Source organism: Pseudomonas asuensis (assembly GCF_014646755.1).
GTDB lineage: Bacteria > Pseudomonadota > Gammaproteobacteria > Pseudomonadales > Pseudomonadaceae > Chryseomonas > Chryseomonas asuensis.
This window is the reverse complement of sequence record NZ_BMNW01000001.1, coordinates 616,335-635,922: the sequence shown is the minus strand read 5'-3', so window position 1 is coordinate 635,922 and position 19,588 is coordinate 616,335. Positions and strand designations below refer to the sequence as shown.

The following is a 19,588-nucleotide window of genomic DNA, read 5'->3' as shown; positions in this document are numbered from 1 at the left end:
GGTCTGATTGTCGTCACCCTTCACGGTGATCCGTTATTTTTTATGGGCATATGTTGATGCGTCTTGCTTTTGTTCTCTACAAGTACTTTCCCTTCGGGGGGCTTCAGCGTGACTTCATGCGCATTGCCCAGGAGTGCCAGCGCCGCGGCCACTCCATTCGTGTCTATACGTTAATCTGGGAAGGTCCTGTCCCTGAAGGATTTGACGTGCGCATTGGGTCCGCCAGAGCGCTGTTCAATCACAAGCGCAACGAAAAGTTTACGGCCTGGTTCCAAAGCGATCTGGCCAAGGACCCGGTAGACCGTATTGTGGGTTTCAATAAAATGCCCGGCCTGGACGTGTACTACGCGGCCGATCCGTGCTTTGAGGAAAAGGCGCAGACACTGCGTAACCCCTTATATCGCAAGTGGAGTCGCTATCGTCATTTCGCCGAGTACGAGCGAGCGGTATTTGCACTTGAGTCCAAAACTCAGGTCTTGATGATTTCGGAGGTTCAGCAGCCCTTCTTTGTCAAACACTACGGGACGCCAGCCAGTCGCTTTCATTTGCTCCCCCCTGGCATTGCAGCGGACCGCCGGGCACCGCCAAATGCCCAAGACATACGCGCCGACTTTCGTCGGGAGTTCAGTTTGGATGAAGGCTCACTGCTGGTTGTACAGATTGGCTCGGGCTTCAAGACAAAAGGATTGGATCGCTCCCTAAGGGCTGTTGCCTCGCTCCCCAGAGCGCTCAAGAAGCGGGTGCGTCTGATTGTTATCGGACAGGACGACCCCAAGCCATTCCTGTTACAGACTAAGGCGCTGGGTATTTCTGATCAGGTGGATATTCTCAAGGGGCGCAGCGATATCCCCCGTTTCCTATTGGGGGCAGATCTCTTGATTCATCCTGCTTACAACGAAAACACCGGAACGGTATTGTTGGAAGCGTTAGTGGCCGGTCTGCCTGGGCTGGTGACTGACGTCTGTGGCTATGCTCATTACATTAGCGACGCTGACTGCGGCCGGGTAGTGCCTAGCCCATTCGAGCAGGAGCAGCTCAATACCCTGTTGGCTGACATGCTCAGCGATGACTCGCAACGCCTTACGTGGTCCCGCAATGCCTTGGCTTATGCGGATACCGCTGATCTGTACAGCATGCCCGAGCGTGCTGCGGATGTGATTCTGGAGCCGCGCCTGTGAAGCTTATGCTTGAAGAGCCGTTCCGGTCCCTCTGGGCCGATCGCGATGCCTTTGAGGCAGTGGAAGCGCTGCAAGGCGAGGTGTTTCGTGAGCTGGAAGGGCGACGTACGCTGCGTACCGAAGTCAATGGCAAAGGGTATTTCGTCAAGATCCACCGCGGGATTGGCTGGGGGGAGATTGCTAAAAATCTTCTGCAGCTAAAACAGCCTGTATTGGGCGCAGGTCAGGAGTGGCAGGCTTTGCAGCGTCTTCATGAGGCTGGAGTGCCTACCATGAATGCAGTGGCGTTTGGCGAGCGGGGGGGTAACCCTGCCGAACAGCATTCCTTCATCATCACAGAGGAGCTGGCACCTACCGTAAGCCTTGAAGACTACACGCTGACCTGGGCCGCCAACCCTCCTGTAGCGCGTACGAAGTGGGCCTTGATCAATGAAGTGGCCACAATGACAGGCACCATGCATCGCGCAGGGGTCAACCATCGTGACTGTTACATCTGCCACTTCTTACTGCATACCGATCGACCGGTTGAGCCAGGCAAGCTGAAGTTATCACTCATTGATCTACATCGGGCACATACGCGCGACCAAGTGCCCAGGCGTTGGCGTGATAAGGATTTGGCAGGGCTGTACTTTTCTGCATTGGGTATCGGACTAACCCGGCGGGATTTTCTACGATTCCTTCGCGTTTACTTTCAGCGCCCCCTGCGACAGATCCTCCGTGAAGAGGCTGCGCTGCTGCAACGCCTGCGACGTAAGGCTGAAAGACTTTATGAGCGCAAGCAGCGTTACGGAGACAAGCTCTGATGGCCGAATGGCGCACTGATGCCTCTGTAGCGCATATAGAGGAATTTGCCAGCCTTGAGCAGGTGTTCGCCCTGCAAGGCGAACACTTGACCAGCGATCCGCTGTCTGAAGTTGTACGTGTCACCTATGACGGCATTCGTTATTACGTGAAACGCTATAGCGGAGCAGGCAAGGGGCTGCGTCGCTATATGGGCCGCCCACGCGTCAAGTCTGAATGGCAAAATCTCAAGCGTTTTGCCAAGTGGGGCATCCCGACAGCGCCTGTAGTGGCCTGGGGGCTTGAGCGTATGGGAGGACAATTCGCACGGGGTGCCATGATTACCCGGGAGATTCCCCATACAGATGACTTGGCCGTTATGGCTCAGCACGATGATCCGCGTCTGCGTGATCCAGCCTGGGTTGATCAATTGAGCCTGCAACTGGCACGGGCTACGCGTGCGATGCACGACCATCATTTCGCTCATAATGATTTGAAGTGGCGTAACCTGCTGGTCGATCAGGCAGGTACCCTGTATTTCATTGACTGCCCGGCAGGTGCCTTCTGGTTCGGCTCCTGGCTTAGGCGGCGCATCATTAAGGATCTGGCCTGCCTGGATAAGGTGGCTAAATACAAGCTTTCACGTACACAACGGCTGCGGTTCTACCTTCGTTACAAGGGTCGCCAGCGACTAAAAGACTCCGACAAGGAGCGAATCGTACACGTGTTGAATTATTTCAAGGGGCGCGAATGAGCGATTTCCTGGCTGCCGAGGATGCCGCCATACTGGAGCGGCATCAACTTGCAAGCTTTGAGGCGCTCTGGTCGCTTCAATTGGAGGCGGTCGATGAGCCCAACACAGGGCGTGGCGGCTGGAGTACAGTCTTCCGGCTCGATCTCGACGAGGCCTCTTACTTTCTCAAGCGTCAAAGCAATTACCTGACCCATGATCTGCTCCATCCTCTAGGGGAGCCTACCTTTGCTCGGGAGTTTCGTAATATCCAGCGCTACAGCGCGCTGGGTATTCCAGCACTGGAGGCCGCGTTCTATGGTGAGCGTAAGGTAGGACGTGAACGGCAGGCCATTCTGCTGACACGAGCACTGGATGAGTGGCAGGACCTGGATAGTTGGCTAGCCCAATGGCCTGAACTCCCTGAGCGAACACGCCATGCCATCCTGGCAGCCATAGGCGTTCTTGCCAGGACTCTACATGCGACAGGTCGCATCCATGGCTGTTTTTATCCCAAACACATCTTTCTTCAAGAAAAGGAAGGCGGTTTTGTAACGCGGCTGATCGATCTTGAAAAAACACGCATGGTGTTATTGGGGCGCAAGGATAAGATCAAGGATCTGGAACCCCTTCTAAGGCGGGCACCGGTCTGGAGTGAGGCGGAAGTCCGGCTATTCCTGGCGGCCTATCTGCAAGCAGAGCCTGAGGGTAACGAAGTTAATGCCTGGCTGCGTAAGCTCAGTGTTCGTCGCCGCAATAAGGAAACGCGGTCATGAGGCTGAGTGAGCTGGCCCAGGCTGGGCGGGCACCGGCGCTACCTGCACAGATTGAGTTACCCGAAGGAGTGCTAACGCTGGTGTCACTGCTGCGCGTGCTGCCCGGGCAGCGCTACGTAGGAGAGGCGCGATGGAAGGGGCGGCCGGTGCTGGCCAAGTTGTTTGTGGGCACTCGTTCTGAACGACACTACACGCGTGAGTGTGAAGGTTGTCGCTTACTGCTTGATAACCAACTAACAACACCGGCCATTCTAGCTGAGGGCTTCGTACAAGGGCAGGGTGGCTGGCTGCTATTCGAGTTTCTGGCTGAGGCGGTGAGTCTTGAGTCCTTATGGCGAGAGGTTAGCCAAGAGCCTTCTCTTTCAGAAGGACAGCAAAAAGTATTGGAAGCATCCCTGGCAACCATTGGTGAGCTCCACGCCAAGGGTCTCTGGCAGGATGATCTGCATCTAGACAACCTGCTTCAAAAAGGCGAGAGCATCTATCTAATCGATGGGGCAGATATCCGGGCCGAATCACAAGGAAGACCACTTTCCCAAAAGCAGGCCATGCAAAACCTGGGTGTTTTCTTCGGTCAATTGCCTGCCCGGTTTGATGCTTATATCGAAGAGCTCCTGGTGGCTTACTTGTTAACCAACAGTGAGCACGCGCTGACGCCGGAAACGATACAGCAGGAAGCAGCACGTATTCGTACGTGGCGCTTAAAGGATTTCCTGGAAAAGGCAGGGCGAGACTGCAGCCTGTTCAAGGTCAGCCGCTCCGGTGAAGGCATTGTAGCTATCCGGCGTGATAGCGTGCCTATAGTAGAAGCGCTGCTGGCAGATCCTGATCGTTTTATTGCTCAAGGGCATCGTTACAAGGATGGTGGTGCAGCCACGGTGGCGCGTGTGGAGCACGCTGGCAATACCTATATCCTAAAGCGCTATAACATCAAAAGTCTCGGGCATTGGCTGACCCGCTTCTGGCGACCCAGTCGTGCCTGGCATAGCTGGATCCAGGGAAATCGCCTTCGCTTTCTAGGCATCGATACCCCTAAACCATTGGGCGTAATGGAAAAGCGTTGGCTGGGGCTACGCCGTCGTGCCTACCTGATTACCGATTATGCATCAGGGCAGGATATACTGGCGCGCTTTGAGCCGTACCGAGATAGCGCACCGCCTGAGCAAGACTTGGCCGCGCTGGATGTTCTGTTTGAAGGGTTGGTTCGTGAGCGAATCAGCCATGGTGATCTGAAAGGGAACAATGTGCTTTGGAATGGTAATCACTGGTCGTTGATCGACCTGGATGCCATGACTCAGCACACGAGCCAGCAGCAGTTTGAGAAAGCTTTTGCACGAGACCGTGAGCGCTTTCTACGTAACTGGCCTAAGGACAGTGCCCTGTACCGGCTGCTTGATGAACGCATTCCGTCCCTGCCTAGGCGCGGGGATGACTACTCTAGAGGTTGAACCTGTGGCATTGACGATTCTGGGCCTGTCCGGCGCCCTGAGCCATGATCCTTCCGCTGCACTTTATATCGACGGTAAGTTGATTGCAGCGGCTGAAGAAGAGCGCTTCGTGCGTGACAAGCATGCCAAGAACCGCATGCCCTACGAGTCAGCCAAGTTCTGCCTGGAGCAGGCTGGGATCAAGCCTCAGGACGTGGATGTTGTGGCCATTCCCTTTGCGCCGATCAGTCTGTTTGGTGAAGCCCGCTGGCACTATGCCAAGCGCTATGCCTATGCGCCTGACCGCGCGCTGGATGCCATTCTGTTTGGCAACCGCCGCTACAAGCGTTATCACAAGCGTATCCAATGGTGCCTGCAGCAATTGGGCTTTGACCTGAAGAAGATCAGGGTCGAACCGGTCGAGCATCATCTGGCTCACGCTTCAAGCGCTTACCATTGCTCTGGTTTTACTGAAAAGACTGCCATTCTGGGTATCGATGGCAAGGGCGAATATGCCACGACCTTTTTTGGCTATGGCGAGAATGGCAAGATCCATAAGATCAAAGAATTCTACGACCCGGACTCTCTGGGCGGACTCTATGGCGCCATTACTGAATTCCTTGGCTTCGAGATGCTTGACGGCGAATTCAAGGTCATGGGCATGGCGCCCTATGGCGACGCCAGCAAGTACGATTTCTCCAGATTGGCAAAATTCGAGAACGGCGAGCTGATCATTAATACCGATTACGCCAACGTAATCGGCTTCCGACGCTATAAGGAAAAGGGCAAGGGCTATTATTTTTCGCCCAAGCTGATCGAGTGGCTTGGTCCAAAGCGGGAAGGGGATATTGCCGATGATCCCTATATTCATTATGCAGCCAGCATGCAGGCACTCTTTGAAAAGCTTGCGCTGGAGATGATGGATTACTACCTGGGCGATATCATCAAGGAAACCGGCAAGATCGCTTTTGCGGGCGGTTGTGCTTTAAACGTCAAGCTCAACCAGAAAATTATTGCGCGCCCCGAGGTCAAGGAGCTGTTCGTTCAGCCTGCGTCCGGTGATGCAGGAACGGCAGTCGGTGCCGCAGCCTACGTATCGCATCAGCGCGGCGTGCCGGTCGAGAAGATGGAGCACGTCTACCTCGGGCCGTCTTATAGTAACGAAGACGTAATCGCTGCCTGTGCGCGTCACCCCAATGCACCTAAATGGCGCAAGCTTGAGGACGTTCCCCAGCGTATCGCCAAAATCATGGTGGACGGTAATCCAGTAGCCTGGTTCCAGGGCCGTATGGAGTTTGGCCCGCGTGCATTGGGCGGTCGTTCCATCATTGGCTGCCCGAGCGTTCCGGGCGTGGCCGACCGTATCAATGAGCAGATCAAGTTTCGCGAACGGTGGAGACCTTTCTGCCCCTCAATGCTCGACACAGTTGCTCACGAGATGCTCAAGGTCGATCATCCGTCTCCCTTCATGACGTTCACGTTCGAAGTGAATGACGAGTGGAAGAACCGAGTCGGTGAGGTTGTGCATGAGGATGGTACGTCTCGCGCTCAGGTATTGGAGCGTCGACATAATCCGCGTTGGTACGACTTGATGAAGGAGTTGGAAAACCTGACTGGCAATGGTGTTTCGTTGAACACCTCCCTGAACCGTCGTGGCGAACCAATGATTTGCTCGCCTACTGACGCGCTCAACATGTTCTATGGATCGGATTTGCAATACTTGATCATGGAAGACATCCTCGTAGTCAAAGACGGTGCGGATGCCTATGACTCGATCAGCTGAGCCAAGAGTTCTACAGTTCTGTCATGGTTATGATGGTCCGTTCCTGGACTGTGCCCGGCAGTATGCAAGCCTGTTCAAAGGAACAGGCTATCGGGTTACGACTGTCTTTCTGACGGGCGCTGCCGATGCCGAGGTGGCTGCTCAATGCGCCTCGGATGAGGTGCTGTTCATGGAATACAGCTCTAAAGATATCCGTGGGCTGAAGCTTGGTGCCATCCGTGCGTTGCGCGAGATCGTCCGCTCCAGAGGCATACGGTTTATCATTGCGCACCGTTTCAAGCCTATCTGGATTGCCTGTCTGGCTACCAATCTACCGGTTATTGGTGTGCATCATGCCTTTGGGGATTATGACCGCCTAGGGCGACGGCTATTTGCCAATGCCATGAGCAAGCGACTGAGCCTTCTGGCGGTTTCCGATGCTGTTCGGGATGAGATACGGCTGCGTCTACCCAAGTGGCCGGCCGAGCAAATCGAAACGTTATATAACCGCATTGACGTTGCTGCCATACAGGGCCAGCTGCTGCATGGCGAACAGGCTCGTGAAGTTTTAAAGCTACCTCAAGATGCCTGGGTTATAGGAAACGTAGGGCGTCTGCATCCCGACAAGGATCAGGCTACGCTTCTCAGGGGCTTTGCCCAAGCACTACCTTCACTTCCTGCACAGGCCTTGCTGGCCATTGTAGGCAAGGGTCGCCTAGAGGAGGACCTCAAGGACCTGGCGCGTGAGCTGGCTATCGCTGATCGTGTCGTATTCTTGGGGCAGGTTGCCGATGCGCGATGCTACTTCAAGGCATTCGATGCGTTTGCACTGAGCTCTGATCATGAGCCTTTCGGAATGGTGCTGTTGGAGGCCATGGCAGCAGGTGTGCCCATTATTGCTACTGCCTGTGGCGGCGCGCGCGAGATTATCGATGGTGTCGGCCTGCTGTTTCCTCTGCGTGATACCGAGGCGCTGAGTAATGGCCTGATGCATTTGTCCCGGCTAAGCCCCAGCCAGCAGCGGGCTTGCATCCAGCATATGCGAGAGCGGCTGGATGACCGCTTCAGTGACGAGGCAGCCAGAGCCGCTTTCTGGCGTTTGCCTGTGATAAGGCAGCTTTTAAAAGATACGGAACTGCCTACGATACGCTCATGATGCATTTTCTGTTTATCGCCCCCTGTCATTGAGCGGCGCTTTAGTATGAAGGTATTACTGCTGGTACAAAAAGAACAGCGTGTCATTCTGGATGCGCTGTATCAAGCCATAGCCGAACAGTGTGATTGCGACCTGCGGTGGCTGGACGATGACGAACAAGCCAATCTCAAACGCTACTTCCGTGAGCATGTCGAGTTAGCTCGCTATGAGCGAATCGTTCTGTTTTTACGCTTCAAAAAGCAACTCAAGCAAGTAGGCTTCATTCGGACGCTGCCGAATCTTGTCGAGTTGGAACACGATGCTTATCAGAACTATATTCCCTGCAAATACACTGGGAAGTTCAGTGCTTATTACCAAAGGATGCCTTGGGTCAGGGTACTTTGCTCGGGCGCTGAGGTGACTCGACGCTTGCAACAGGAAAACATCGACGCTGTCTTTGCCCCCAAAGGGTATGACGCAGCGGGTCTCTGGAATACAGGGGCAGCCCGAGACATTGAGTTAGGCTTTGTTGGAAGCCTTAAAAGCGTTGCTTATAGCGGGCGTAAACAGTTTTTGGAGGAGCTGGGCAAAGTTGAGTCGCTCACGGTGACGCGTACTGAGTCAGGAGACGAGTACCGGGAGATGCTAAACCGCATCAGGTTCTTCGTAAGCGCTGACGTCGGTATGGGCGAATATATGATCAAAAATTTCGAAGCCATGGCCTGCGGGTGCGTTCTGTTCGCTTACGATCAGGGAAGCATAGAAAACCAGGCGCTTGGCTTCATTGATATGCAGAACATTGTCCTTTACTCCTCAATCGATGAGCTTAGGCAAAAACTTGCCCTGCTTAGACAGAACTCCGGGCTTGCTGAGCGTATTGCTTTAGAAGGCCAGACTCTCGCGCAGACGCGTTACAGCTTTCAAGCCCTGGGCAGACATATCGTCAAAGCCCTGGAAGCTCCGTTGCGCCAACGAAAGCCTGTCGACTGGCGTGACCGCTGGTTGGGTTGGTTTCAGCACTGATCCGGCGTTCTGTTTCTAGACTTGCGGGTACAGTGATTGGAGCCCCTTATGTCTTTATCTTCCGCGCCCAACCGCCTTGTGTACTTGGCGTTCGGCTCAGAAACCTATCATCAAGAAGCGTTTTTCAGCATTGTCAGTGCTTTGGCTCGCCTTGAGAAAACGACCTCGCCAACAATCTCCATTCACGTGTTTAGTGATCGTGAACATATTTATGATGAGTTGCCGGTTACCGTTCATATCATTTCAGCAGAGCAGCTGTCTGAGTGGGCGCGCCCGATCGATTACCATTTTCGTGCCAAGCACGTGCTATTGAGGCATGTGCTGGGCACATGTGAAAAAGCAGTTTTAATCGATACGGATACCTTTTTTCGAAAGTCACCAAAGGCACTGTTCGAGCGCGTCGCGCCTGGAACATTGTTATGTAATGCCATTGGCCCCTGCTTTGGTGAGGATCGCTCAGGACTCTTGTACGAGACCTTGGCAGGTCCATTGCAAAGGGAAGGGCTGGCCGGCAATGACATGCGGATGACTAACTCGGGAGTCATAGGCCTCTGCCATTCGGAAGCAGATTTGTTAGAGCACTCAATTGCCCTAATGGACAATTATCGGGCCTTGTCTCCTAAAGCATATACGTTGGAAGAGTTCATGCTGGCGGTTGCTGCGCATAAAAAAGGGCTTCGACTGTCTGACTGTACGGATGTTATTCATCACTATTGGAGTCGAAAGCGGCTTTTTCGCGCCAAGGTTTGTGCCTGGTACGCTAAACATAAGGAGGAGCCGCTTGGTCAGGCAGCGCTAGCAGACATTGATAGTGTTTCGGATAAATTGCCCCGGCCACCAAGTTTTCAGCGATTGATTTATAAATTCAAAACTCGGTCCTTAATGCCAGAGCAGCGGCAATTTGCACGTGAATTACTATACGGCTGCTATTCTTACCCTAATGAATTTGACCGTGCCTGCGGATCTGCATGGTGGGAAAAGGCGTTTGAAAATGCGTATGAACGTTCTCTGTCGGGTGTGCCTCAGGCTACGATATTAAAGTGGCTTGATGAACCTGCTTTGCGTAAAGCTCTTGGCGAAAAAAACGTAGCAAAGGTCAAGAAACACCTTGGTACGGTAAACAAATAAACAATGCGCTTTCTCGGCTTTGAGGGAAGCTTAGAAAACAATGCGCTTGAATACGGAGCTTTCGCTATGAGTAACCAGGAAGAGCTATTGAAGGACTGCCCGCTGGTGACAGTCATTATTGCTTCCTACAACCATGCCCCTTATATAGAGGCAAGTATTCTTAGCGTACTTGAACAGAGCTATAGCCATATTGAGCTTTTGGTAATTGATGATGGCTCTAATGACGATAGCGTTTCACGAATTCTGCGCTTGCAGGAAGAATATGGATTTGACTTTAAGCAACAGCAAAATATAGGGCTTAGTCGTACGCTAAACGGAGCAATTGAACGTGCTTCTGGTAGCCTGATCGTTCCGTTTGGATCGGATGATATTATGCTGCCTCAGCGTATTGAGCGGCAGGTCGCTTATATTAAGGGCAAGCCTGAGGTTGGGATTTGTGCCGCTAATATTGATCTGATAGACGCACAGGGACAGCTTTACCCTGAAAAGCAGCAAAAGCATCGGGATTTACCGTTCAGACGCCTTAATTTTGAGGATCTTTTTCTAGACCTTAAACCCGGACCCATGGCTGCTACGCTCATGTTTCGTCGTGAAGCATTGATAAAGGTAGGATGCTTCGATCCTGCTATTCGGCTTGAGGACCTCTATATCACGCTTCGCATTGCGCAGGCGGGATACTACATTGATGTCCTGGGCGAAGTTCTTGCGCTCTATCGAAAGCATGAAAGTAATACGTACAAGAATCTGTCGTTCATGGTCGAAAATGTATTAAAAACCTACGAGCGATTTAGTGATCACCCTGCCTATGAGCAGGTTAGAACACGATTCTTGAATTCCATGTTTCTTAAAGCATCCAATCGGAATAAGCCGCTTGCCAGGGCCCTGCTACGGGATATCCCTATTCAGGCATGGACCCGTAAGACAGTGCGTGGTCTGTTGCGTCTTATGACGCCTATCCACTAACCAGTGCTAGTGATCGCCGTCTGATGCTCTCGGACGGCGATCCGGTAGGTAACGGCTACATTCAGTAGAGCCAGTGGGATCCACACGAGAAACCAGTGCTCCTTGGGTCGAGAAAGAAACGAGCTTCCTTCTGTCATTCCTGCAGCCAGGCCAAACACTACCAACGTACCGGTAATCAGTACAGCAGGGTCATGGCGCAAGCGCCAGCCTTGTATTAACGCCGTCAGATAAAGCAGTGCCCATAGTATCAGGCCAGTCAGACCTGTCTGGTACATGACACCAAGACTCAGGTTATGGGGGTCCGCCAAGGTATGACCAACCTCTGGCAGATCAATACGCATGGCTGCGTCGAAGCCATGGCCAAACCAGAAGTCTTGTCGGATTTGCTGCCAGGCGTCTGCCCATATGGCTGGCCGGAAAGAGGCACCGCGTTGGGTAAGCAAGGTGGGATCAATTAATATCAGGCCAACGAAGCCGACAAATACGCTGCCAACGATAAACAGGGTTCGCCGGTTAGGGCGTGCAAGGGTAAGCCAAAGCATACTCATTGCAAGTGCAAATAGAGGCGTACGCGAGCCTGTGCAAAGAATAAGTAAAAGGACTATTGCAAGGGCAGGTAGCGTGATCCAGGGACTTATGCGTACCTTCGAGCACCAGGCTGCTAGCCAAAAGGCAGCGTAAAAGCCATAGATATGAGTGGTCAGAAGCGGGTTATAAAGTGCTCCATAGCCTTCAAGGCGACCTTGCGCACCCTGTTTGAGGTACCAAGCCAGTGTCACCAAGGCGCTTAATGATGCTATCCCCGCACTCAGAAGCGTAGTTTTTATAATCAGGTTTGGATAGTGCCTCGCCATCAATGCAGCGGCAAAGAGCATCATGAGAACATAAAGGGGATACTTGATTAGTGACAGCTCGCCTCGCTCAGGCGACCAAGCCAAACTGAGCGATACATAAAGTGCGAAGAGTACATAGGTGCGCAGTAGTAAGCTTTGGAACAATTGACGCAACTGCAAAGGTGACAGTAACACTGCCAATAACGTTGGGAAGGCTAGAAAAGCATAAAACAGCTTATGGTAAAGCGAGCGATCGCCGATCCAGAACATACCTGTCAATAGGGCCAGCCAGCCCAGCGGAAGCATGAAACGGATAACCCAAAGGGAGTATTTTTCAGTACGGGGCAGCGGCAAGCTCCCTGAGACATGAGTAGTCACTGAAAGAATTCTCTAGGCAGATTTAATTGATGTCTAAGGGTTTTGCGCTCAAAGACAACGGATGAATGATCCAAGTAAGCCTTGAAAAATGCTTGCCCATTGTCAGTCATCAGCCAAGCTCTGTCGTTTTCATAACGCAAGAGGTGATTGAAGTTGCGCAGGCGTAGACGTTGCGATAACGGGCGAGACTGACAACGTAGATCCGCTATATCGATCAGACCCAATTCAGCTGTTGGTGTTTGAACGATGTTGCCTAGATGGAGTGAACGAAAGTAAACACCTCGCTCGTGTAGCAAGGCCACAAAACCGCCCAGTTTAGCTTTAAGCACTCCCGTCTCATTACTGTCGAACAGCTGGCGAATCGTCTGTCCGGGTAATGGGGCGTAGTGAACAATATCCCGCTCAATTGCAGCGACGCGATAAACCCCAATGATGACAGGTGTTTGGATCTGTCGTTTCTGTAGATGGCCAGCATTGTCTGCAAACCGTTGCGCATAGGGGTAAAAAGCAGCTGATGTCAGTAGCCGCTTGCGTCGGAAAAGCTTGAGGAAGCTGCCATCAGTCAATCGCAACACCTTGTCACCATACTGGTCCGCTTCTACGACGTGTGCTGCCTCGCGGAGGTTCAGGTAGTCTGTTTCTTCAAGCGGTTGCATGTTGCTTCCGTTAGATCTGGGGCCGGTATTTTAACTTATCTTCCGATGATGCCTAGCCGCAATGGATCAAGAAGGTTATGCCTGATAAATAACGGTAACGCTTTAAATAAACATCACCGTTATTTGGGTTGATTCTATTAGGTCTCAATGGGCTCGCTCCGAGCGCGACTATGTTCGGTTCTGATATGCATGATCGGACGTGATAATATCGGTGGTTTACTTAAGACAGTCATTTCAATCATGCAGACGACTTCTACGTCCCCGCGTGCAGAACATTCAAGTCTCAAAATCTATCTGCGCCTTTTGGGCTATGTGCGTCCTTATATCGGACAGTTTGCTCTCAGTATCGTAGGCTTTCTAATATTTGCCTCGACCCAGCCCATGCTGGCTGGCATCCTCAAGTACTTCGTCGATGGTCTGAATAACCCTAATGCCTCGATGTTTCCTGGTTGGCCTGTTATCGGTGAGCTTCATCTATTACAGGCCGTTCCGCTTCTCATCATCCTGATTGCGGTCTGGCAGGGTGTTGGTTCATTCCTGGGCAATTACTTTATTGCAAAGGTCTCGCTAGGGCTGGTTCATGACCTTCGCGTGGCACTGTTCAATCATCTACTCGTCTTACCCAACCGGTATTTTGATGCCAATAACTCAGGCCATCTGATCTCCCGCATTACCTTCAACGTCACCATGGTGACTGGCGCGGCGACTGACGCGATCAAGGTAGTGTTTCGCGAAGGCATGACGGTGATTTTCCTGTTTGCTTCCCTGCTCTGGATGAACTGGAAGCTAACGTTGGTGATGATAGCCATTCTGCCCATTATTGCCATGATGGTGACGTCGGCCAGCCGCAAGTTTCGTAAGCAGAGCAAGAAGATCCAGACAGCCATGGGCGATGTTACTCATGTAACGTCCGAGGCGATTCAGGGCTACCGTGTTGTACGCAGCTTTGGTGGTGAGGAATACGAGCGTAAACGGTTCTGTGAAGCCAGCGAAAGTAACACTCAGAAGCAGCTCAACATGAACAAAACCGGTGCGGTCTACACACCAATGTTGCAATTGCTGATTTACACGGCCATGGCCGCCTTGATGTTCCTGGTGCTCTATCTTCGTGGTGACTCATCGGCCGGTGACCTTGTGGCCTACATAACGATGGCAGGTTTGTTGCCCAAGCCTATTCGTCAACTATCCGAGGTGAGCTCGACCATCCAGCGTGGTGTCGCAGGTGCTGAAAGTATCTTTGAGCAGCTGGATGCAGTTCCGGAAGTGGACGAAGGAACCGAAGAGCGAGCCCGAGCCCAAGGCCGACTAGAGGTTCGGCATTTGAACTTTACCTATCCCGGCACCGAAAAGCCGGTTCTAGAAGATATCTCCTTTGTAGCTGAACCTGGGCAGATGGTAGCGCTGGTAGGGCGCTCGGGTAGCGGTAAGTCAACGCTAGCTAACCTGATCCCTCGTTTCTATCAGCATACACAGGGCCAAATCCTGCTGGATGATCTGGATATCCAGCGTTATCGTCTACCTAATCTGCGTCGCCATATTGCCTTGGTCACACAGCAGGTCACGCTGTTCAACGATACAGTCACCAACAATATCGCCTACGGTGATCTGGCTGGCGCACCGTTTGAAGAAGTGCTGGAAGCGTCCAAGGCCGCTTATGCCGACGAATTCATCCAGCGTTTGCCTGAAGGCTACGAAACGCTGGTGGGTGAGAATGGTGTATTGCTTTCAGGCGGTCAGCGTCAGCGTCTGGCCATTGCACGAGCCCTTTTAAAGAACGCGCCGCTGCTGATTCTGGATGAAGCCACGTCAGCATTGGATACCGAGTCCGAGCGGCACATTCAGGCTGCTCTGGATAGGGTTATGACTGGCCGAACTACCCTGGTGATTGCGCATCGCCTGAGTACCATTGAAAAGGCTGATCTCATTCTAGTAATGGATCAGGGGCGGATCGTCGAGCGTGGCACGCATGCCGAACTTTTATCACAAAATGGCTACTACGCACGCCTGCATAACAGTCAGGTCGAAAAGGGCGCAACGACACTTGATGAAGAAGGCACACACGTTTCATGATGGGGTTGTTTAGAGCGTGGCGTGAGCGGGGCTGGGTAGAGATTGATGCACCTGCCTATGCCCGGGCGTGGCAAACGTGGGGAGGTAGTGTCGCCACTCATCCAGAAGTTGTAGCGCGTTTGTCTAACCTGGTTGGCCTTCCGGTTCGCTATCTGGGGTGGCCCTCGGCGGGTGAGCTACAGATGGCTGTCCCATGCTGGGATGGGCATATCGCGCTTTCCCGAGACGTACTCAAGCGCAAGGGTAAGCGTGACTACTTTGACCTGGGTAATGCTGAGGTCATCCTGCCTGCTCAAGAGGGCGTTCAAGCTCCGTTGCGTCAGCAGGTCCGCTATTTGTCCTCGCTGAGTGCCGCGCATGTTTCCACCGCACGGCAGCAAAAGGAATGCCTGGCAATTGCGCGTGCACCGGAAGACCTGTCAAAGAAGTTTCGTTACAACCAGCGTCGCGAACTACGCTTGCTGGAAGAGGCAGGCGGACAGGTTCGGCCTGTCAGTGAGTTTACGCCGGCAGAGTTGGCCACTTTTTATGCTGATCTGTTCGAGCGCCGTTGGGCATTCGAAGTACCTGCCAAGTCTCACCTGACCGACGTCTTTTCGCTTTTGCGAGAATTCATGATGGGCTCGGTTATCTTTCTGGAAGATGCGCCAGCCGCTATCCAGGTGCTTTACCGGGTCGAATCACCTCGGTGGATCAGTATCGAGTATGTCAATGGTGGTGTAGCTCCGGAGAGTCGTGATTTCAGTCCTGGGAGCGTGCTGAGCTTTCTTAATACTCAAGCAGCCTGGGAGGAGGCACGTGCACTGGGTAAGGACCTGCGCTTTTCGTTCGGGCGTGCTGACCGTGAATACAAGGATCGCTGGTGCAATCGAGTACCGGTCCATGAGGTGAAGTAATGAGCGCGCGTAAGCAAAGGCTGCTCAAGCAGCACCGGCGTAACAAACGAGTCGCATTAGGTATCGTTGCGCTGTTTCTACTTGCACTGCTTGGCGGGTCGTTTGCACATCTACTGCCGTGGTGGCTGGTGCCGCTAGCAGTTATTGGCGTCTGGGTAATCCATGAGGCCTGGTTTGCCGATCATCTCTTTTATGCACCTCATGATGACTATCGTTACGACTTTCCAGAAGCGTGCATACGTTTACCAGTAGAGATTACAAGTGATGCTTTAAGGCTGAATGGTCATGAGCTTTCAGCCGATATACAAACCTTGATATTGGAGTGTGAGGTCAAGGCAGCCTTTTGGGGCCGCCTGTTTGACCCTTACGTAGTGATCCGTACTGATAGCGGAGAAGATCGTCAGGATTTCGAGCGGGGCGTCAAGGGTCGCCGTTATCTTAACCTGTCAGGTTTTGCCGAGGCTTTGCGTGAGGGAAACCTGCAGGTCCGCGGACGTTTTTGCCGTGTAGTAGGCCCTGCAACACTGTATGGGTTTTCCAATTCAGACTATGCCTCCAAGCGTGTAATGGTTATTGCACCCCATGCAGACGATGCTGAATTGGCTGCATTTGGTCTTTATAGCCGTTGTGCCGAAACATCTATTGTTACCCTGACACAAGGGGAGATCGAGGCCGAGCACTATGAGCGACTGGGCCTCAGTACGGCAGAGGCGGCTCGTCTCAAAGGGCGCTTGCGAATGTGGGATAGCTTGGCTGTACCGCTATGGGGCGGCGTGCCCATGACCCATTGCGTCCAGCTAGGGTATTTTTGTCTGCAACTGCCCGCTATGCATGCTGCGCCAGATCAGGCATTTGGTTCGCGTGATTCAGGCGACATGGATATCCGCCCGGTGCGGCACTTTAATCCGCTGCGCCTTCCTGGCGATATCGATGGGCAACCCTCCTGGAATAACCTGACGGCTGATCTGGTTGCACTGATCGAGCATTTCCAGCCGGACGTGATGGTCTTTCCTCATCCACAGTTGGACCCTCATGCCGACCATGTCCAGGCCGCTGGGGCTGTAGAAGAGGCTATCCGGCAAAGTGCATGGCAGCCACAAACAGCGCTGCTGTACGCGAACCATTTACATGACAATGATCGCTGGCCAATGGGGCCTGCTGGCAGCGGTATTGCTTTGCCCCCAGCTATCGAGCCCCTGCCGGCGTTGCCTGTCTGGAGTCCTGTGCTAAGTACACAAACCCAGATCGATAAGGCTATGGCGCTGGGGATGCAGCATGATTTGTTGATTCCCTTGCCACTCAAGAAGCGCCTGCGTCGTCTGTTACAGTCAGTCCTGACGGGGCGTCGATGGCCCGCGACAGGGGAGGATGAATTCTTCCGCAAGGCGGTTCGCCGCCATGAACTCTTTTTCGTAAAAGATCTGAGGCGTGAGCCGATCAGGGACTGATTTAACCCTGTGCTATCATCGCCGCCGTTTTGACGTTTGGAGTCTTTCCATGAAGCTGACCATGCCCCGTTTTGATCAAGCTCCCGTACTCGTGGTCGGTGATGTCATGCTCGATCGTTATTGGCATGGCGCGACGTCCCGGATCTCGCCTGAGGCACCTGTGCCGGTTGTACGCGTTGACCAGAATGAGGACCGTCCGGGTGGCGCAGCCAACGTGGCGCTCAATATTGCAGCCTTGGGGGCCCCGGCTTACCTTGTGGGCGTAACAGGGCAGGACGAGGCGGCGGATGCGCTGGCTGACAGCCTGAAAGCCGCTAAGGTTGAGGCGCGTTTCCAGCGCATCGCAGGGCAGCCGACTATCGTCAAGCTGCGGATCATGAGCCGTCACCAGCAACTGTTGCGCATCGATTTTGAGGAATCGTTCAAGACCGATACTCAAGCGCTGGCAGCGGATACACGCTCCATGCTGGCGGGTGTAAAGGTACTGGTCCTTTCCGATTATGGTAAAGGTGCGCTCAGAAATCATCAGGACCTGATCCAACTGGCCCGTGCCCGTAATATTCCGGTACTGGCGGACCCCAAAGGTAAGGACTTTTCGATTTACCGAGGCGCAAGCCTGATCACGCCCAACCTTGCCGAATTCGAGGCGATTGTAGGCCCTTGCAGTGACGAAGCGGACTTGGTCGCTAAAGGCTGCAAGTTAATTGCTGACCTGGATCTGGGTGCGCTTCTGGTAACGCGTGGTGAAAATGGAATGACCTTGCTGCGGCCTGATCAGCAGCCATTCCATCTGCCGGCCCGCGCCCGAGAGGTCTTTGACGTGACCGGTGCCGGAGATACCGTTATCTCGACGTTGGCAGCTGCTCTGGCTGCCGGGGAGGAACTGCACAATGCAGTTGCTCTAGCAAACCTTGCCGCGGGTATCGTTGTAGGCAAGTTGGGTACCGCTGCGATCAGTGCCCCAGAGCTTCGGCGGGCAGTACAGCGAGAGGAGGGGTCGGAGCGAGGTGTGTTGGCGCTTGAGCAATTACAGGTCGCCATCGAAGATGCACGGGCTCATGGTGAGAAAATCGTTTTTACCAATGGTTGTTTCGATATTCTCCACGCTGGCCATGTTGCCTACCTTGAGCAGGCGCGAGCGCTAGGGGATCGCTTGATCGTTGCCGTGAACGATGATGCGTCTGTCACTCGCTTGAAAGGACCGGGCCGCCCTATTAATACCGTTGACCGCCGAATGGCTGTATTGGCGGGTTTGGGTGCGGTGGATTGGGTGATCCCTTTTAGCGAGGGTACGCCTGAAGAGTTGCTCAAGCAGGTAAAGCCCGATGTGCTGGTAAAGGGCGGCGACTACAAAAGTGTTGATGAAGTAGTCGGAGCGCCGTTAGTCCAAGCCTATGGTGGCGAGGTCAAGGTGTTGGGCGTCGTGGAAAACAGTTCAACAACAGCGATTGTTGAACGAATTCGCGGAAACTCCTGATAAAAGGGGCGTCCATCAGGACGCCTTTTCCTTGGTTGCGCCCAGGCGATTCAACCAATCCTGCCAGCGTATCCGCTCTTCGTGCACGAGCCAGCCATCCTGTTCAGCAAAGCTTTCTGAGAGCCAAAGTCCCCGCGTGCTTACAGATTGGCGTTGCCCTTCATAAAGAGTAAACAGCTCGCCAGTGGGGCGTCCCTGGTCAACGGCCAGCAGGTAGATGTCCGGGCGGCGTCTATCCAGACGTGCAATCAGCTGTCCATCCTCCACCTTGTCATCTACATGATAAAGGCTAGGCGTCCGAATATCCTTGGGTAGTTCCATCTGCATGTCATAGATCAACTGCAGCGAGGCGGTAGGCGTATGTATGTAGGCGCGTGGCCGCTCGATCAGGGCGAGGCTGCCACAGTGGACGGGACGTGCGGCACCGGTACGAGGGGTCAGCGTAAAATGACCATTTTCCCGGTATTTCAACGCTCCCTCATAGGGTGTAGGCAACCAGGTGTCAGTAAAGCGGCCCTGTAGCCAACCTTCTGAAGTTTCGAACAGGCACTCTTCAGCTACTTCCTGAACGGCCGTGAGAAGTGGAAGATTGAGTTCATGTGCAGGAACATAACCGGATATCAGTTTCAGTACTGTATCACCACGATCGACCCGTTTCTGGCGGACCAGTAGCCAATGGTCATGTCCTTGCCAGTTCAAAGTGATTCTGACCGAAACACCCAGGTTCGCCAGTTCAAGTGAAAAGTGTTGATTATTCTCGACGCTAATAGGGCGGCGGCGCTCCAGCACTTCATTGAAGTTCAGGGGTTGGCCAAGCGCCTGATAGGTCAGCTTTTCCGGGCTGCCTTCGACCAGCAGCGGCAGGGTCTTGAATGCCTTTGGATTCTGACGCGCAATAAGTTGGGGCATGGCAGACTCCTGAAATTAT

17 protein-coding genes are annotated in these 19,588 nt (G+C 53.3%); 14 read left to right on the top strand and 3 right to left on the bottom strand.

The window, feature by feature from the left end; genetic code table 11:
* Nucleotides 1-56 precede the first annotated feature (56 nt).
* The 10 genes from IEX86_RS02935 (at nt 57) to IEX86_RS02890 (ending at nt 10,902) form a co-directional block, all read left to right on the top strand.
* Nucleotides 57-1,178, top strand: a complete 1,122-nt coding sequence (locus IEX86_RS02935) for a glycosyltransferase family 4 protein (protein WP_188864553.1) — start codon at nt 57-59, stop codon at nt 1,176-1,178.
* Nucleotides 1,175-1,981: a lipopolysaccharide core heptose(I) kinase RfaP gene (gene rfaP, locus IEX86_RS02930; protein WP_188864552.1), complete on the top strand. Its 807-nt coding sequence runs from the start codon at nt 1,175-1,177 to the stop codon at nt 1,979-1,981. The genes IEX86_RS02935 and rfaP overlap by 4 nt, the downstream gene beginning before the upstream one ends.
* A complete protein-coding gene (locus IEX86_RS02925; protein ID WP_188864551.1) occupies nt 1,981-2,712 on the top strand; it encodes a lipopolysaccharide kinase InaA family protein in 732 nt (243 codons plus the stop codon). Before rfaP ends, IEX86_RS02925 begins: the two co-directional genes overlap by 1 nt.
* Entirely contained in the window at nt 2,709-3,464 is a 756-nt protein-coding gene (locus IEX86_RS02920) for a lipopolysaccharide kinase InaA family protein (RefSeq protein ID WP_188864550.1), read from the top strand. Before IEX86_RS02925 ends, IEX86_RS02920 begins: the two co-directional genes overlap by 4 nt.
* Complete coding sequence (locus IEX86_RS02915) at nt 3,461-4,912, top strand: lipopolysaccharide kinase InaA family protein (protein ID WP_188864549.1); 1,452 nt, start codon at nt 3,461-3,463, stop codon at nt 4,910-4,912. Before IEX86_RS02920 ends, IEX86_RS02915 begins: the two co-directional genes overlap by 4 nt.
* 4 nt (nt 4,913-4,916) lie before the next feature.
* Nucleotides 4,917-6,674: a carbamoyltransferase family protein gene (locus IEX86_RS02910; RefSeq protein WP_188864779.1), complete on the top strand. Its 1,758-nt coding sequence runs from the start codon at nt 4,917-4,919 to the stop codon at nt 6,672-6,674.
* Complete coding sequence (locus IEX86_RS02905; protein WP_188864548.1) at nt 6,658-7,809, top strand: glycosyltransferase; 1,152 nt, start codon at nt 6,658-6,660, stop codon at nt 7,807-7,809. Before IEX86_RS02910 ends, IEX86_RS02905 begins: the two co-directional genes overlap by 17 nt.
* A gap of 45 nt (nt 7,810-7,854) precedes the next feature.
* On the top strand, nt 7,855-8,811 hold the full coding sequence (locus IEX86_RS02900; protein ID WP_188864547.1) for a glycosyltransferase family protein: 957 nt from the start codon (nt 7,855-7,857) through the stop codon (nt 8,809-8,811).
* Nucleotides 8,812-8,859: 48 nt separating this feature from the next.
* Complete coding sequence (locus IEX86_RS02895; protein WP_188864546.1) at nt 8,860-9,939, top strand: hypothetical protein; 1,080 nt, start codon at nt 8,860-8,862, stop codon at nt 9,937-9,939.
* A 66-nt stretch (nt 9,940-10,005) separates the two neighbouring features.
* Nucleotides 10,006-10,902: a glycosyltransferase family 2 protein gene (locus IEX86_RS02890; RefSeq protein ID WP_188864545.1), complete on the top strand. Its 897-nt coding sequence runs from the start codon at nt 10,006-10,008 to the stop codon at nt 10,900-10,902.
* Here the strand turns inward: IEX86_RS02890 and IEX86_RS02885 are convergent.
* Together IEX86_RS02885 and IEX86_RS02880 are read right to left on the bottom strand one after the other, a co-directional pair.
* A complete protein-coding gene (locus tag IEX86_RS02885) occupies nt 10,899-12,113 on the bottom strand; it encodes an O-antigen ligase family protein (RefSeq protein ID WP_188864544.1) in 1,215 nt (404 codons plus the stop codon). The two genes, IEX86_RS02890 and IEX86_RS02885, sit on opposite strands and share 4 nt — an antisense overlap.
* A complete protein-coding gene (locus tag IEX86_RS02880; RefSeq protein WP_188864543.1) occupies nt 12,110-12,769 on the bottom strand; it encodes a BUD32 family EKC/KEOPS complex subunit in 660 nt (219 codons plus the stop codon). Before IEX86_RS02880 ends, IEX86_RS02885 begins: the two co-directional genes overlap by 4 nt.
* A gap of 240 nt (nt 12,770-13,009) precedes the next feature.
* Here IEX86_RS02880 and msbA point away from each other — a divergent pair, with 240 nt between their 5' ends.
* Genes msbA through hldE form a run of 4 tightly spaced genes read left to right on the top strand, consistent with a single transcriptional unit; the run spans nt 13,010 to nt 18,660 of the window.
* Nucleotides 13,010-14,839, top strand: coding sequence for a lipid A export permease/ATP-binding protein MsbA (gene msbA / locus IEX86_RS02875; protein ID WP_188864778.1), 1,830 nt, complete (start codon nt 13,010-13,012; stop codon nt 14,837-14,839).
* Nucleotides 14,836-15,735, top strand: a complete 900-nt coding sequence (locus tag IEX86_RS02870; RefSeq protein ID WP_188864542.1) for a GNAT family N-acetyltransferase — start codon at nt 14,836-14,838, stop codon at nt 15,733-15,735. The genes msbA and IEX86_RS02870 overlap by 4 nt, the downstream gene beginning before the upstream one ends.
* Nucleotides 15,735-17,183 carry a PIG-L deacetylase family protein gene (locus tag IEX86_RS02865; protein WP_188864541.1) on the top strand — a complete coding sequence of 483 codons (1,449 nt, stop codon included), beginning with the start codon at nt 15,735-15,737 and terminating at the stop codon, nt 17,181-17,183. Before IEX86_RS02870 ends, IEX86_RS02865 begins: the two co-directional genes overlap by 1 nt.
* A 49-nt stretch (nt 17,184-17,232) precedes the next feature.
* Nucleotides 17,233-18,660 (top strand): bifunctional D-glycero-beta-D-manno-heptose-7-phosphate kinase/D-glycero-beta-D-manno-heptose 1-phosphate adenylyltransferase HldE, encoded by a 1,428-nt coding sequence (gene hldE, locus IEX86_RS02860; protein WP_188864540.1) that lies wholly within the window; start codon nt 17,233-17,235, stop codon nt 18,658-18,660.
* A gap of 15 nt (nt 18,661-18,675) precedes the next feature.
* Here hldE and IEX86_RS02855 read toward each other — a convergent pair whose 3' ends face one another.
* Nucleotides 18,676-19,569, bottom strand: coding sequence for a metal ABC transporter ATPase (locus IEX86_RS02855; RefSeq protein WP_188864539.1), 894 nt, complete (start codon nt 19,567-19,569; stop codon nt 18,676-18,678).
* Nucleotides 19,570-19,588: the final 19 nt, after the last annotated feature.

Excerpts from the sequence above, each read along its gene's own strand:
- IEX86_RS02935 (WP_188864553.1), top strand. The coding sequence starts at position 57 with ATGCGTCTTGCTTTTGTTCTCTACAAGTACTTTCCCTTCGGGGGGCTT.
- IEX86_RS02925 (WP_188864551.1), top strand. The coding sequence starts at position 1,981 with ATGGCCGAATGGCGCACTGATGCCTCTGTAGCGCATATAGAGGAATTT.
- IEX86_RS02920 (WP_188864550.1), top strand. The coding sequence starts at position 2,709 with ATGAGCGATTTCCTGGCTGCCGAGGATGCCGCCATACTGGAGCGGCAT.
- IEX86_RS02915 (WP_188864549.1), top strand. The coding sequence starts at position 3,461 with ATGAGGCTGAGTGAGCTGGCCCAGGCTGGGCGGGCACCGGCGCTACCT.
- IEX86_RS02905 (WP_188864548.1), top strand. The coding sequence starts at position 6,658 with ATGACTCGATCAGCTGAGCCAAGAGTTCTACAGTTCTGTCATGGTTAT.
- IEX86_RS02900 (WP_188864547.1), top strand. The coding sequence starts at position 7,855 with ATGAAGGTATTACTGCTGGTACAAAAAGAACAGCGTGTCATTCTGGAT.
- IEX86_RS02895 (WP_188864546.1), top strand. The coding sequence starts at position 8,860 with ATGTCTTTATCTTCCGCGCCCAACCGCCTTGTGTACTTGGCGTTCGGC.
- IEX86_RS02890 (WP_188864545.1), top strand. The coding sequence starts at position 10,006 with ATGAGTAACCAGGAAGAGCTATTGAAGGACTGCCCGCTGGTGACAGTC.
- IEX86_RS02880 (WP_188864543.1), bottom strand. The coding sequence starts at position 12,769 with ATGCAACCGCTTGAAGAAACAGACTACCTGAACCTCCGCGAGGCAGCA.
- msbA (WP_188864778.1), top strand. The coding sequence starts at position 13,010 with ATGCAGACGACTTCTACGTCCCCGCGTGCAGAACATTCAAGTCTCAAA.
- IEX86_RS02870 (WP_188864542.1), top strand. The coding sequence starts at position 14,836 with ATGATGGGGTTGTTTAGAGCGTGGCGTGAGCGGGGCTGGGTAGAGATT.
- IEX86_RS02865 (WP_188864541.1), top strand. The coding sequence starts at position 15,735 with ATGAGCGCGCGTAAGCAAAGGCTGCTCAAGCAGCACCGGCGTAACAAA.
- hldE (WP_188864540.1), top strand. The coding sequence starts at position 17,233 with ATGAAGCTGACCATGCCCCGTTTTGATCAAGCTCCCGTACTCGTGGTC.
- IEX86_RS02855 (WP_188864539.1), bottom strand. The coding sequence starts at position 19,569 with ATGCCCCAACTTATTGCGCGTCAGAATCCAAAGGCATTCAAGACCCTG.